Genomic DNA, 14136 nt, shown 5'->3' on the forward strand with positions numbered 1-14136 from the left:
GGCGGGGACCGCGGGAGCCGATGCCGCGCGTGGTGACGCCCCGCTGGGGCATGGCGATTTTCACGGCAGCGTGAGGATCTCGGCACCTTCGTCGGTCACGACGAGGGTGTGCTCGAACTGGGCCGTCCACTTGCGGTCCTTGGTGACCACGGTCCAGCCGTCGTCCCAGATCTCGTAGTCGATGCCGCCCAGATTGATCATGGGCTCGATGGTGAAGGTCATGCCCGGCTCGATGACCGACTCCACGGCCGGCTGGTCGTAATGCAGGATGACCAGGCCCGAGTGGAAGGTGGGTCCGACGCCGTGGCCGGTGAAGTCGCGGACCACGCCGTAGCCGAAGCGGTTGGCGTAGGCCTCGATCACGCGGCCGATGACATTGAGCGCGCGCCCCGGCTTGACCGCCTTGATGGCCCGCATGGTGGCTTCCTCGGTGCGCTCGACCAGCAGCCGCACCTCCTCGTCCACATCACCGGCGAGGAAGGTCTTGTTGGTGTCGCCGTGCACGCCGTCGATGTAGGCGGTCACGTCGATGTTCACGATGTCGCCGTCCTCGATGACCGTCGAGTCCGGAATCCCGTGGCAGATCACCTCGTTCAGCGAGGTGCAGCAGGACTTGGGAAATCCCTTGTAGCCCAGCGTCGACGGGTACGCGCCGTGATCGAGCATGTACTCGTGCGCGATCCGGTCCAGCTCGTCGGTCGTCACGCCCGGCGCGACGGCCTTACCGGCCTCTTCCAGGGCCTGCGCGGCGATCTTGCCGGCGATGCGCATCTTCTCGATGGTCTCCGGCGTCTGCACCCAGGGCTCGTGTCCCTCGTTGGCGGTCTTCTTCCAGACGTATTCGGGTCGCTCGATGTTCTTGGGGACCTCGCGAATAGGCGACTGCACGCCGGGTACGAGGGGCTTGCGGGTACGCACAGACATGGCTACCAGAGTATCTGCCGGTCCGAATGGTGAGATGCCCAGGTCCGGGCTGGCGGGAATCTTTCCGGACTGCGGTCCGTTTAAGCTCCTAGTTGACTTGGAAACAAGACTCGAGAGGGGCTGCGGCCGTGGAACTGGGACTGACGACATTCGCGGAAACGCACCCGGTCGGTGGCGACGGACCGATCCCGACCGCTGGTGAGCGGCTGCGGCAGGTGGTCGAGGAGGCGGTGGCCACCGAGGCGGCCGGGCTGGACGTGTACGGCGTGGGTGAGCATCACCGCAAGGACTTCGCGGCCTCCTCACCCGCCGTGGTGCTGGCCGCCATCGCGTCGCGGACCGAGCGGATCCAGCTCACCAGCGCGGTGACCGTGCTCAGCTCCGCCGACCCGGTGCGCACCTTCCAGGACTTCTCGACCCTGGACGGGCTCTCGAACGGGCGGGCCGAATTGATGGCCGGGCGTGGATCGTTCATCGAGTCGTTCCCGCTGTTCGGCTACGACCTCAGCGATTACGACGAGCTCTTCGAGGAGAAGCTGGCGCTGCTGCTGAAGCTGCGCGAGGAGGAGCCGGTCACCTGGGAGGGCAAGTTCCGGGCGCCCCTGAAGGACGCGATCGTCTATCCGCGCACCGAGAACCGGCCGCTGCCGGTGTGGATCGCGGTCGGCGGCAGCCCCGAATCCGTTGTGCGCGCGGGACTTCTGGGCCTGCCGCTGGCCATCGCCATCATCGGCGGGCAGCCCGCGCGGTTCCGGCCGCTGGTGGATCTGTACCACCGGGCCCTCGACGAGGGCGGGCACGAGCCGCAGCCGGTGGCGGTGCACGCGCACGGCTACATCGCCGATACCGACAAGGCGGCGGTCGAGGACTTCTACCCGTCCTACGCGCTGGCCATGTCCAGGATCGGGCGCGAGCGCGGCTGGGGCCCGATGACGCGGCAGCAGTTCGATGCCCTGCGCTCGCAGAGCGGTTCGCTGTTCGTGGGCACGCCGGACTACGTGGCGTCCAAAATCGCCGATATCCGCGACACCCTCGGACTGGACCGGTTCATGCTGCACTCCAGCGTCGGCACGCTGCCGCACGAGAAGGTGCTGCGCAATATCGAGCTGCTGGGCACGAAAGTCGCCGCGCAGCTGAAGTAATCGACCGATTCAGTAATCGGTCAGCTTCGCCTGGAACGCGATGCGGTCGCCGCGGTACAGCGACCGCACGCGTTCGATCGGCACCCCCTCGGCATCCACGCTGCGCCGGTGCAGCAACAGCATCGGCAGCGCCGTGGTGCATTCCAGCAGCGCGGCCTCGCGCGGAGAGGCCAGCATGGTCTCGATCCGCTCGGTGGCGGAGAAGTACACCACGCCCCGCGAGCGCGTCGCGGCGTACAGCGACGTGGTGGGGTCGTAGAACTCGCGCAGAAAAGCGAAGCGCGGCAACGGCATCCAGGTGCTCTCCAGCCCGATGCGCTCGCCGTCGGCGAGCAGCACCCGCTCCAGATGGGTGACGATGGTGCCGGGCGGGACGGCCAGATCCGCGGCGACCTCGGGTTGGGCGGGCACATCGGTCCACTCGACGAGCAGCCGCCCCGGCTTGCGGCCGAACTGGAGCGCGCCCTCGGTGTAGGAGCGAAGTGTCAAGGGCTGCACCATCTTCGGGTGCGAGACCACGGTGCCGCGGCCCTGTCGGCGAATCCGCCCCTCCACCAGCAGTTCTCGCACGGCCTGGCGCACGGTTTCGCGGGCGACGCCGCAGCGCAGGGCCAGTTCGCGTTCCGAGGGCAGCGGATCGCCCTCGGAGAGTTCGGTCAGCAGAGATTCCAATTCCGCCCGCACGCGATACGACTTCGGCATGCGCGCCAGCTGGTCTTCCACCCCTGCGGCCTCCCTCGAATCCATGCCCCCAGCGTACACAAGATTGGTCTATACCAATTATTAACCTATCGTTTCCACACGTAACACTCCTAGGTCTAGACCATTGCCCAGGATGTTGGTCATGCGATTGGTCATCATCGGCGGAGGGATCCTCGGCACCGCCCACGCACTCGCCGCCATCGGACGCGGCCACGAAGTAGTCCACCTCGAACGTGAGGTGGAGGCGCGCGGCGCGACCGTGCGCAACTTCGGACTCGTATGGGTATCCGGCCGCAGCGCAAACGAATTGGAACTCACGCTGCGGTCCCGGCAGCTGTGGGAGGAGATCGGCGGCAAGGTGCCGGGCGTGGGCTTCCGGCCCGCGGGCTCGATCACCCTGGTGCGCACCGAGAACGAGCTCGCGGTGGCCGAGGCCGCCATGGCGAACCCGTCGGCCGCCGAACGCGGCTTCGAACTGCTCGACCCGGACCGCGTCCGCGCGCTGAACCCGGCGCTGCGCGGCAAATTCCTTGCGGGCCTGCACTGTTCGACCGATGCAGCGGTGGAATCCCGGCAGGCGCTGCCCGCGCTGCGCCGCTATATGGAGGCCAGTGGGCGCTACAGCTTCTTCTCCGGCACCGAGGCGCGCGCCATCACCGGCACCACCGTGATCGATGATCGCGGCCGCCGCCACGAGGGCGATCTGGTCCTGGTCTGCCCGGGCGCCGCGCACACCGGCCTGACTCGTGAACTGGTGGGCGACATTCCGGTGCGCCGGGTGCGGCTGCAGATGATGCAGACCGCTCCCCTGGGCGAACCGCTCACCACCGCCATCGCCGACGGCGACAGCTTCCGCTACTATCCGGCCTTCGCGGGCCCGGAGCTGGATCGGCTCAATCGTGAAGAGGCGCAGCCGTTCACGGCCGCCCAGCACAAGATGCAGCTGCTGGCCGTGCAGCGCCTGCACGGCGGGCTCACCATCGGCGACACCCACGAGTACGACGAGCCGTTCACCTTCGACGTGGACGAGGCACCCTACGAGCATCTCACCGGCGTGATGGAGGAGCTGCTGGGCCGCAAGCTGCCGCCGGTGGTGCGGCGCTGGGCGGGCGTGTACAGCCAGTCCATCGATCCGGGGGCGATCGTCACCCGCGCACAGGCATCCGAGGGCGTCTGGGTGATCACCGGCCCGGGCGGTCGCGGCATGACCCTCGGCCCCGCCCTCGGCGAGCAGACCGCCGATCTCCTCCACCTCTGAACCCCTGAACTGCAAAGGAAACCCAGTGTCCGACAAGCAGATCGAACTCGCCGTCCTGGACATGGCCGGCACCACCGTCGCCGATGACGGACTCGTCGAGCAGGCGTTCGAGGCGGCCATCACCGCCGTCGGCGTTCCCGCCGAAGGGCAGGAGCGCGAGGACGCCCGGGAGTTCGTGCAGCGCACCATGGGCCAGTCCAAGATCTGGTGCTTCCGCACCCTGTTCGGCGACGAGGACCGCGCCCAGGAAGCCAACCGCGCCTTCGAGGCCGCCTACACCGAGCTCGCGGAGCAGGCCGGGATCACCCCGATTCCCGGTGCCGCCGAGGCCATTTCGGCGCTGCGCGCGGCGGGCATCAAGGTGGCGCTGACCACCGGGTTCAGCCGCGAGACCCAGGACAAGCTGCTGAACGCGCTGGGCTGGAACGACATCGCGGACCTGGCCCTGGTCCCATCCGACGCCGGACGCGGCCGCCCCTACCCGGACATGGTGCTGACCGCCCTGCTGCGGCTCGAGGTCGACGCCGTGGATCGCGTTGCCGTGCTGGGCGATACGTCCAGCGATATCGCCACCGGCCTGGCCGCGGGCGCGCGCATCGTCGCGGGCACGCTGACCGGCGCGCACACCGAGGAGCAGCTGCGCGCCGCCGGCGCGACCCACGTGCTGCCCTCGGTGACCGAGTTCGCGCAGCTGCTGCTGGCCGAGCGCGGCTAGAGAATTCCGCCGCCCGGCGCGCCTCGCCGGGCGGCGGAGTACCCACCCGTCCCTTCTAGCCTCACGTCCCCTGAACTGAAAGTTGCAGTCACCGTGCGTAATTCGAACAACCGCCTCGCACGCACCATCGCCCGTACCGCTCTCATCCTGACCTCCGCCACCGCGGTCGCCTTCAGCCTGACCGCCTGCGGCGGCACCGGCAGCGGCGAATCGGGCGACAAGACGGTCACCGTCTACTCCGCCGATGGCGTCGGCGACTGGTACAAGGCCCAGTTCGCGAAGTTCAAGGACCAGACCGGCATCGCGGTCAACCTGGTCGAGGCCGGGTCCGGCGAGGTCGTCAGCCGCGTCGAGAAGGAACAGTCCAACCCGCAGGCCGACGTGGTGGTGACCCTGCCGCCGTTCATGCAGAAGGCCGACAAGTCCGGTCTGCTGCAGGCGTCGGGCATCGACACCGCCGCCGTCGCCCCGGCCGACAAGGACGCCAAGGGCAACTGGGTCACCCTGGCGGGCAACTACCTCTGCTTCATCGCCAACCCCTCGGTCGACGCCACCAAGGTCATCACCTGGGACGACCTGCTCAAGCCCGACTACAAGGGCAAGATCCAGTACTCCACCCCCGGCCAGGCCGGTGACGGCACCGCGGTGCTGATCCTGCTGCAGCAGCTGATGGGCAAGCAGGGCGCGCTGGACTATCTGACCAAGCTGCAGGCCAACAATGTCGGCCCGTCCTCCTCGACCGGCAAGCTGCAGGCCAAGGTCGACAAGGGCGAGCTCCTGGTCGCCAACGGTGACGTGCAGATGAACCTGGCCACCGTGAAGGAGAAGGGTTCGAAGTTCGACGTCTTCTTCCCCGCCACCGCCGACGGCAAGGCCAAGACGGTCGCGCTGCCGTACCTGATGGGCCTGGCCAAGGGCGCGCCGCATTCGAGCGCCGGTAAGAAGCTGATGGAGTTCCTGCTCTCGGCCGACGCGCAGAAGAGCCTGCCGGACGCCTTCGCCGTCCCGGCCCGCACCGAGCTCGCCAATGTCCCGGCCACCACGCCCGGCGCCGTCTCCCCGGCCTCGGTGGTGAAGAACGTCGAGATCCTGCACCCGGATTGGACCAAGGTGCTCGACGACCTCGACGCCGACGTCGCCGCCTACTCGAAGGCCACCGGCAGCTAGTCCACCCTTCAGCCCCAGGAGCAGCAACCATGTCCTCCGCGTTGACGACATCCACGGTGGCCACCGAGTCCACCGACGAACCGGCCATCGTGTTCGACCGGGTCGGGGTCACCTACGGCCGCGGCAAGAAGACCACCGTCGCACTGGCCGAATTCAACCTGCGCGTCGCCGCGGGCGAAACGGTCGCGCTCCTGGGGCCCAGCGGTTCCGGCAAGTCCACCGCGCTCAAGGCGCTGGCCGGATTCGTCCGGCCCACCTCGGGCACGGTGCGCCTGGCCGGGCGCGACGTCACCGACCTGTCCCCCGCCAAGCGCGGGATCGGGGTGGTGGTGCAGTCCTACGCGCTGTTCCCGCACATGCGGGTGCGCGACAATGTGGCCTTCGGGCTCAAGGCACATCGTGTGCCGCGCAGCGAGATCGGGGCCCGGGTGACCGAGGCCCTGGAGATGGTCGGCATGGGGGCCTACGCGCAGCGGCTGCCGCGCGAGCTGTCGGGCGGGCAGCAGCAGCGCGTCGCCATCGCGCGGGCGCTGGCCATCCGCCCCAAGGTGCTGCTGCTCGACGAGCCGCTGGCCGCACTCGACGCCCAGCTGCGCCAGAACATGCTCGGGGAACTGCAGCAGCTGCGAAAGGCGTTGCCGGACACGGCGATGCTGTACGTGACCCACGACCAGGCCGAGGCGCTGGCGCTGGCCGACCGGATCGCCGTCATGCGCGACGCGCGACTGGTCGACATCGACACCGCCCGCAACCTGTGGCGGCAGCCCTCCACCGAATTCACCGCATCCTTCCTGGGCGGCGCGAATCTGCTTGCCTGCGAGGTGAAGCACGTCTCCGGCACCGCCGCGCTGGTCACCGTCGGCGAGCACACCCTGCGCGCCGACGCGCCCCCGCCGGGTGTCGGCCGCCCCGACTGGGCGCCCAACGCCGACGCCCAGCTGTGCGTCCGCCCGCACACCGTCCAGGTCGTCCCGCTGACCGACCGGGATGCCTTGCGCGCCACCGTGATCACCAGCGTCTGGAAGGGCGCCTCCACCCGCCTGCACCTCGACGTGACCGGCATTCCCACCGAACTCGCGGTGGATGTCCTCGGCCACACCGAGATCGCCGCCGGCGACCACATCGGCATCCGCTTCCCCGATCCGGCCGGTGTGCTGATTCCGCCGGGCATCGGCACCGCGGCCGCCGCGGACGACGAGGTGCGGGCATGACCGCGCTGCTCGAATCCTCTTCCGCGCCAGCGGCTCCCGAGGCGCGCGAGGCGGGCCGATCGTGGCGGCCGATGCTGTGGGCGCTGCCGCCGGTGCTGGTGGTGCTGCTCATCGCGGTGTATCCGATCGTGCGGGTGCTGCTGGAGTCGACCAAGACCAAGTCCGGGCGAGGGGTCGGGACTTGGTCGAAGGTGCTGGCCGAGGAGTCGTTCCGGCATGCGCTGTGGCGCACCGTGACCATCGCGGTCAGCTCGACGCTGGGGTGCCTGGTGCTCGGGACGTTCCTGGCCGTGGTGCTGGCGTTCGTGCCGTTTCCGGGGTCGCAGCTGGTGGGGCGGCTCATCGATTCGGTGCTCACGCTGCCGTCTTTCCTTGTGACGCTGGCGTTCACGTTCCTGTACGGGACGGCGGGCGCGGTCAACGCGTTCATCAACCAGATCACCGGCGGGACCAAGCCGGTGGTGAACTTCTTGAGCACGCCGTGGGGTGTGATCCTCGCCGAGGTCACCTTCTTCACGCCGTTCGTGGTGCGCCCGCTGCTGGCGGCGTTCGCGCAGTTGCCGCGTGAGCAGCTGGACGTGGCGTCGAGCCTGGGCGCGACGCCGTGGCGGGTGCTGCGGCAGGTGGTCATGCCCGAGGCGTGGCCCGCGCTCGCCGCGGGCGGCAGCCTCACGCTGCTGTTGACGCTCAACGAATTCGGCATCGTGCTGTTCACCGGCGCCAAGGGCGTCATCACGCTGCCCGCGCTGATCTACACGCGCGGCATCGTCACCTTCGATCTGCCCGGCGCCGCGGTGCTGGCCTCGGTGCAGGTGCTGCTGTCGCTCGGGCTGTATCTCGGATACCGAATGCTGTTCGCGCGCTTGACCAGTGCGCGGAAGGAGAGCTGATCATGCTGGTGTGGACGCGACGCGGGCGGGCCGCGGTGCTCGCGGTGTTCGGGATCGTGGTCGCGGTGGTGTTCGTGGCCCCGATCGCGACCGTGGTGGCCGCCGCGCTGGCCGGGCGCTGGAGCGGGCCGCTGCCCTCGCAGCTGGGTTTCGCGAATTTCGATCGGGCGCTGTCGGGCGAGGAGTCCGCGAGCCTGTCGGTGAGCCTGCAGACCGCGCTGCTGGCGGCGCTGTTCTCGCTGGTGCTGGGCACCTGGGCGGCGCTGGCCTCGCGGGAGGCGCCGGGCTGGCTGCGGCGGATCACCGACGCGGTGTTCCACGTGCCGGTGGCGGTGCCGTCGGTGGCCATCGGCCTGGGCGTGCTCATCACCTTCAACGAGCGCCCGCTGCTGCTGGGCGGCACCAAATGGATTGTGATCCTGGCCCATACGGTGCTGGTGCTGGCCTATGCGTTCAGCGGGGTTTCCGCGGCGCTGGACCGGCTCGATCCCGGCTACCGGCAGGCCGCCGAATCGCTGGGCGCGGGACCGGTGCGGGTGCTGCTGCGCATCACGCTGCCGCTGCTGCTGCCAGCCCTGGGCGCGGCCGCGGGTCTGGCCATCGCGCTGTCCATGGGCGAACTGGGCGCGACGATCATGGTCTACCCGGCCACCTGGAAGACGCTGCCGGTGACCATTTTCGCCGCCACCGACCGCGGCGCGGTCTTCGACGCGGCCGCCAGCACCACCCTGCTGGTGCTGGTCACCCTCATCGCCCTGGTCATCCTGGGTCGCTTGAAAGGTCGTGCGGCGCTGCGTTGAGCGCATTCACCGCACCACACCGCTGACCGGCAATGCGGGGACGGTCAGCGGTGTCTTGCGTTCATGCCCGGGCGTGGCGGACCCTGGACCGGTATTCTGGCCGCGTTGTCGGAGTTGCTGGCTTTGTCGGAGTTACTGTTCGGGCGGGGGAAGTTCGATGGTGTTCGTCGCAGGTATGTCGGGTGAGTCCTATGACGTGGACGCCGAACCCTTCTACGCCGCGGGCAGCCGGTCGGTGCTGTACCTGTGCCGGGATCCGCGCGGGCAGCAGCGGCTCTACAAGCAGTTCCGGACGCCGGTCACCAGCCCGGACGGGATCGAATGGGCCCGGCAGGCCATGCTCGTCGGGCGGCAGACGGTGGTCAACGCGGGCGGATCCACCGCCAATGCCGCCGAGGCCATCAACTGGCCGATCGACCTGATCGTCCACGACGGGGTGCTGGCCGGTGTCATCCTGCCGCTGATTCCCATGGACTACCTGCTGCCCGACGGGCGGCCGCGCACCCTGGACCAGCTGTGGAGCGGCGCACCCGGGCAGGTCGCGACGTATTTCCGGGCGGGACTGAGCATTCGGCTCTGCGATATCGTGCGGGTGCTCGAGGACCAGCACCTGGTGCACGGCGATCTGTCGGCCAAGAACGTGCTCTGGCACGCGACCGTCCCGCTGGCCTATGTCATCGACACCACCTCCGGGCTGCAGCCGGTCGAGTCCGCCTACGACCGCTACAAGGACCGTTACGACCTCGCGGTGCTGCTGTACCGCACCCTGTTCCTCGATGCCGGTGCCGGGCCCGGCGCGCCGTGGCAGCCGACGCGCGGGTATCCCGCCGATCTGGATCCGCGGATTCGCGCCCTGTTCGACCGGGCCTTCGGCAATGGCGGATTCGGGCCGGACGCACGGCCTTCCGCGACGGAATGGGGCGACGCGCTGCGCGCGGCCTACCTGACCCCCGACGGCGCGAACTACCTCTCCGAGCATCTGGCGGTGCTGGATCGGTTCACCGGTCAGCGCCCCGCCAGCGCGCCCGCCCTGCCCACGGTGGCGTTCGGCCAGTCCACCGCCCCCGGCCCACCGGCCAGTTGGTCCCAGCCGCAGCCGCTCGTGTACTCCCAAGCGCCGCAACCACAATCGGGCGACTCCAATACCGCGCTGAAGGTGATCCTCGGCGTCCTGCTGGTCGTGCTGGTCATCGCCCTCGGCGTCGGCGCGGTCGTGCTCACCCGCGGCGATTCCAAGGACACCGCCAAGACGACCACCACGACCACGGTTCCGCCCACCACGACCACCGCGCCCCCGACCACCACCACCGCGGCCTTCGACAAGAGCACCCTCAACCAGCAGGCCACCGACAAGACGCCGTTCACGGTGGAGGCGATGCTCCCGCAGAACTTCACCGACAGCAAGAACGTGCTGTTCACCCGCCGCTCGTCGGGCATCAAGGACTGCACCACCACCAATATGTCGCAGAACGTGAAAACCGCGCTGGACACCAACAAGTGCCAGGGGATGGTGACCGGCACCTACATCAGCCAGGACGACAAGATCCTGGTCTCGGTCGAGGTCTTCGCCTTCCCCTCCAACACCGAGGCCGAGAACCTCTACAACGGTCTCAAGGGCGCCAACCAGACCTGGGACGTCTGGTGCCCCACCCAGGGCGTCGGCTCCAGCGTCTGCCAGGCCGATTACGACACCCTCTTCGGCGCCACCTACTCCAGCTGGGGCCGCCAGCAGTACCGCTACGTCTACGAGTCCTACGGCGTCTACATCAATCTGGCCAAGGATTCCGCCCTCGAACCCAACCTCGATGCCCCGGCTCACACGAGCATCCAGGTCGTCGGCCCGGACAACTACTGGAAGCCGCGCTAAATGGTTCCGCTGTCGCACATGGTGGCCTTCGGTGTGGCCGCCATGATCATCATCGTGATTCCCGGCCCGAACGTGATGTTCTCGGTGGGAAGGGCATTGGTGCTGGGGCGGCGGGCGGCGGTGCTGTCGGTGGTGGGCACGGGGATGGGGACGACGGTGTGCCTGGTGGCGGCATCGCTGGGACTGGGAGCGCTGTTGATGGCGTGGGCGATGCTGTTCCTGGCGGTGAAGATCGCCGGTGCACTGTATTTGATCTTCCTGGGGGCCAATGCCATTCGGGAGCGGCGGAAGCTGAGCGAGGCGCTGCGGGCCGAGATTCCGGCCGCCGATGAGCGGCGTGTGTTGCGGCAGGGGTTCCTGGTCGGGGTGACCAATCCGAAGACGGTGGTGTTCTTCGCGGCGGTGCTGCCGCAGTTCGCGGTGCCGGAGGCGGGGTGGCTGCCGCTGCAGTTCCTGGTGATCGGGGCGGTTTTCCCTGTGCTGCAGGTGCTTTCGGATATCGTGTGGGCCGTGGGCGCAGCCTCGGCGCGGCAGTGGTTCGCGCGGTCGCCGCGGCGGGTGGAGGCGATCGGGGCCACCGGCGGGGCGATGATCATCGGGGTCGGGACGACCGTCGCGTTCAGCGGGAATGGCTGAGATCACCTGACACGGACGAGAGTTGGGCCGGCACCTGGGGATTCAGGTACCGGCCCAACTGTTCTCCGGGTGAGGGATCAGAACCCCGAAGTCTCGGTGGCCGCGGTTGCGGCCAAGAGGGTGCGGGAGTGGGTGGCGTCGGTGGCCTCGATGAGACCTGCCGCCAGCAGGTAGGCGGCGGCCATTTCCAGGGCCGAATCCCGCAGGGCGGTCAGCGCATCGGTGAGGTCGGCGGCCTTGTGCTCGAAGCCGCGCCTGAGCTGATGGGCCGAGTCGAACTCGCCGAAGCCGGCGAGGGTGTGGGCATCGCGGCTGCGCGCGATCTGCGGGTCCAGCGCGTCTGCGAACCGCAGGAAGTTTGCGGCGCACTTGCGCGCGGCGCCGACTTCCAGGCGGAACGAGCCACCCAGGGCCCGCTGGTAGAGCTCGGTGGCCGTGGCCTCGCCCGCGTTCATGAACGAACTCCGTCCCCTCGGATTGTGAAAAGCCGATTACACCCGCACGAGTGCGAAAAAGACACCGTGCGAATGACTGTCGAGCGCTCCGCAGTCACGAGAATTTCAGGGCGGGCGTGCCGCGCCAGTCGACCACGCGGCACGCCGGGCGGGGCGCCCCGTTGCGCCCGCCGTCTTGGGGCGGGCGACGTCTTACGGTTCGAGCGAGCTATTGGTCCGATAGCGCTACTCGGTTGACGTCACCGCTGACGATCAATGGTTCGGTAGCAATACATTAATTGTGTCAATGCATTTGGAATCATTGTTCTGGTAAACGGCGACGGCCACCGGCCACGTCGATTACGAGATCAGTGTAACCGTCCACCAGTTCGGCAAGATGGTACCAGTGTTTATGGGTGTTATCACTGGCCGCACCCTCGTGATCGATCACCTGATTGGCCTCCACCCAGCTCCGGGCCATGCGGTCGACGACCGAGCCCAGACTCTCGGTGTGCAGCCTGGCGCCGTTGCGGTGTTGTGGCAGTTCCTGTTCCACCCAATCGTTGATATCGTCAACGAGTTCGCCGCGGCGACAATCGATCTCACTCACCATCATGGGATCCCGCACCTGGGCACGACGTTCGTGAAGTTCGGCAAGAGCGTGCGCCGACCGCAACAAAACTCGATCTTGAAATCGCCTTCCCTGGAAGGCGCAGAGCAATTGCGGAGCGGTTGGCAGGACTCCCGCTATGGACATGGTCATCGCGACTCCCCATACACACCCGACAGCATCACTAATCGCACCAACATGATTGGTCTCCGGATTCAGCTATACCGGTCATCGGATCGGTTGTACACGAATAGGCTAGCTGGATCATGCTCTTACAAATGCAAGAACGCAAGAATGCGTTCTTGCTTGTGCGCCAAGCGAAAGGGTTGTCATGGCAGGCAAGCGCACCGTGCTTACCGTCCGTTTGCGGCGGCTCGCCGCGATGCTCCACGAGATGCGCGAGAACGCACAGCTCAGCAAAGAGGTGGTCAGCGCCAAGACCGGCATCAACGTGACCACGCTCTACCGCATCGAGACCGCTCAGGCCAGGCCACAGCGCCGCACCCTGACCGCGATGCTGGATCTGTACGGCATCGGCGAGCCACAGCGTTCAGATGCCTTGCAGTTGCTGGTCGACGCGCTCCGCCCCGGCATGGCACGGTCCTTCGAGGACGCGGTCTCCGAGGTCTACGGGGCATACATCAACTTCGAGGCGGAGGCGCTCTCGGCGCGCTTCTTCCAGTCCACCTACGTCCCCGGCCTGCTGCAGACCGAGGCGTACGCCAACGCGGTCTACCAGACCACCATGCCCAAGGTGTCGGATCAGGTTATCGAGCAACGCATCCGGGCTCGGCAGGAGCGTTCCAAGGTGCTGATCAAGGATGATCCGCTGGAGCTGTGGGTGGTGCTGGACGAGGCCGTCATCCGCCGCCTGGTGGGCGGCCCGGAGGTGATGAGCCAGCAGTTCAGCCAGCTCTTATGGCATACCGAGAAGCGCAATGTGATCCTGCAGATCCTGCCCTTCGACGCCGGCGCGCACCCGGGGATGCTGGGCTCGTTCACGCTGCTGGACTTCCCGGATCCCGCTGACCCCGAACTGGTTTACGTCGAGGGCATCGCGAGCGACGAGCTCATCGAGGGTCATCCGGAGGTGCGGCGCTACGGGGTGATGTTCGATCAGTTACGGGCCATGGCGCTGAGCCCGCGCGACTCCATCACCATGATCCAGCAAACCATGGAGGAGCTGGACAAATCATGATCGGGCCGGGCAGATGATCTTCCACCCACCCTAGGGTGGAGGGACCCGCACCCTCGGAGCGGAAATCGGCAGCACTGTGGTCGCTATCGACCGCGGCGCGCGGCGGCGAGAGTGGATACATACCGAACACCCCCGCTACCGCCCCCTCCGAGAGGATGATGTTCGATGTGCAAGCCGGTCGAATCGCCCGCCTCCATCGCGGTGACCGCCGCCGACTGCGAACTCAAGAACGCGGAGCTGGACCGCTGGAGCAACCGCATGGCGCGCATGCTGCTGCGCCTCGGAGCCCACCCCGGCGCCCGCATCGCGATCGCGGAGACCCCGCAGCTCGAGGCTGTGGTGGCCCGTCTGGCCATCGTCAAGACCGGGGCCACGCCGGTGCCGCTCACCACCGAAACCACCCTGGCGCGTGCCGATTTCGGCATCACCACCAAGGCCGGGCGCGATCTGATCACCGACGCGAGCCGCTGGCTGGTGCTCGATGACCGGTCCACGCTGGTGCAGTACCTCACCGGCTCGGACGCACCGCTCACCGAGGCGGAACTGCAACTGGCGCGGAAGGCTTCCTGAACCGCCGAATCT

The 14136-nt window shown here is 68.0% G+C and carries 15 protein-coding genes; 11 read left to right on the plus strand and 4 right to left on the minus strand.

Features of this window, described 5'->3' with window-relative positions; all coding sequences use genetic code 11:
* Positions 1 to 60 precede the first annotated feature (60 nt).
* The gene (map, locus tag ACAM49_RS08040; RefSeq protein WP_369634810.1) at positions 61 to 924 is read right to left on the minus strand and encodes a type I methionyl aminopeptidase; all 864 of its coding nucleotides are present in this window, start codon (positions 922 to 924) and stop codon (positions 61 to 63) included.
* 128 nt (positions 925 to 1052) lie between these two features.
* Here map and ACAM49_RS08045 point away from each other — a divergent pair, with 128 nt between their 5' ends.
* Positions 1053 to 2066, plus strand: a complete 1014-nt coding sequence (locus tag ACAM49_RS08045) for an LLM class flavin-dependent oxidoreductase (protein WP_369634811.1) — start codon at positions 1053 to 1055, stop codon at positions 2064 to 2066.
* 9 nt (positions 2067 to 2075) lie between these two features.
* Here ACAM49_RS08045 and ACAM49_RS08050 read toward each other — a convergent pair whose 3' ends face one another.
* Positions 2076 to 2813, minus strand: coding sequence for a GntR family transcriptional regulator (locus ACAM49_RS08050; RefSeq protein WP_369634812.1), 738 nt, complete (start codon positions 2811 to 2813; stop codon positions 2076 to 2078).
* 97 nt (positions 2814 to 2910) lie between these two features.
* On the opposite strand from ACAM49_RS08050, the gene ACAM49_RS08055 reads away from it, so the two are divergent.
* The 8 genes from ACAM49_RS08055 to ACAM49_RS08090 all read left to right on the plus strand — a co-directional run bounded on the left by ACAM49_RS08055 (position 2911) and on the right by ACAM49_RS08090 (position 11312).
* Positions 2911 to 4026, plus strand: coding sequence for a TIGR03364 family FAD-dependent oxidoreductase (locus tag ACAM49_RS08055; RefSeq protein ID WP_369634813.1), 1116 nt, complete (start codon positions 2911 to 2913; stop codon positions 4024 to 4026).
* Between the two features lie 61 nt (positions 4027 to 4087).
* Entirely contained in the window at positions 4088 to 4741 is a 654-nt protein-coding gene (locus ACAM49_RS08060; RefSeq protein ID WP_369634856.1) for a phosphonatase-like hydrolase, read from the plus strand.
* A 126-nt stretch (positions 4742 to 4867) separates the two neighbouring features.
* On the plus strand, positions 4868 to 5908 hold the full coding sequence (locus tag ACAM49_RS08065; RefSeq protein WP_369634857.1) for a 2-aminoethylphosphonate ABC transporter substrate-binding protein: 1041 nt from the start codon (positions 4868 to 4870) through the stop codon (positions 5906 to 5908).
* A 29-nt stretch (positions 5909 to 5937) separates the two neighbouring features.
* A complete protein-coding gene (locus tag ACAM49_RS08070) occupies positions 5938 to 7119 on the plus strand; it encodes an ABC transporter ATP-binding protein (RefSeq protein WP_369634814.1) in 1182 nt (393 codons plus the stop codon).
* On the plus strand, positions 7116 to 8009 hold the full coding sequence (locus tag ACAM49_RS08075) for a 2-aminoethylphosphonate ABC transporter permease subunit (protein WP_369634815.1): 894 nt from the start codon (positions 7116 to 7118) through the stop codon (positions 8007 to 8009). The genes ACAM49_RS08070 and ACAM49_RS08075 overlap by 4 nt, the downstream gene beginning before the upstream one ends.
* A gap of 2 nt (positions 8010 to 8011) precedes the next feature.
* Positions 8012 to 8809 carry an ABC transporter permease gene (locus ACAM49_RS08080; RefSeq protein ID WP_369634816.1) on the plus strand — a complete coding sequence of 266 codons (798 nt, stop codon included), beginning with the start codon at positions 8012 to 8014 and terminating at the stop codon, positions 8807 to 8809.
* Positions 8810 to 8966: 157 nt separating this feature from the next.
* Positions 8967 to 10676: a hypothetical protein gene (locus ACAM49_RS08085; RefSeq protein ID WP_369634817.1), complete on the plus strand. Its 1710-nt coding sequence runs from the start codon at positions 8967 to 8969 to the stop codon at positions 10674 to 10676.
* Positions 10677 to 11312 (plus strand): LysE family translocator, encoded by a 636-nt coding sequence (locus ACAM49_RS08090; protein WP_369634818.1) that lies wholly within the window; start codon positions 10677 to 10679, stop codon positions 11310 to 11312.
* A 77-nt stretch (positions 11313 to 11389) separates the two neighbouring features.
* On the opposite strand, the gene ACAM49_RS08095 is transcribed toward ACAM49_RS08090, so the two are convergent.
* Positions 11390 to 11767, minus strand: a complete 378-nt coding sequence (locus ACAM49_RS08095) for a hypothetical protein (protein ID WP_369634819.1) — start codon at positions 11765 to 11767, stop codon at positions 11390 to 11392.
* Between the two features lie 298 nt (positions 11768 to 12065).
* A complete protein-coding gene (locus tag ACAM49_RS08100; RefSeq protein WP_369634820.1) occupies positions 12066 to 12509 on the minus strand; it encodes a DUF4254 domain-containing protein in 444 nt (147 codons plus the stop codon).
* A 178-nt stretch (positions 12510 to 12687) separates the two neighbouring features.
* Between ACAM49_RS08100 and ACAM49_RS08105 the strand changes: the two genes are divergently transcribed.
* Both ACAM49_RS08105 and ACAM49_RS08110 read left to right on the plus strand, forming a co-directional pair.
* Positions 12688 to 13554, plus strand: a complete 867-nt coding sequence (locus ACAM49_RS08105; protein WP_369634821.1) for a helix-turn-helix domain-containing protein — start codon at positions 12688 to 12690, stop codon at positions 13552 to 13554.
* 165 nt (positions 13555 to 13719) lie between these two features.
* Entirely contained in the window at positions 13720 to 14124 is a 405-nt protein-coding gene (locus ACAM49_RS08110) for an AMP-binding protein (protein ID WP_369634822.1), read from the plus strand.
* Positions 14125 to 14136 lie beyond the last annotated feature (12 nt).

This window comes from Nocardia sp. JMUB6875 (assembly GCF_041154655.1).
Classification (GTDB): Bacteria; Actinomycetota; Actinomycetes; order Mycobacteriales; family Mycobacteriaceae; genus Nocardia.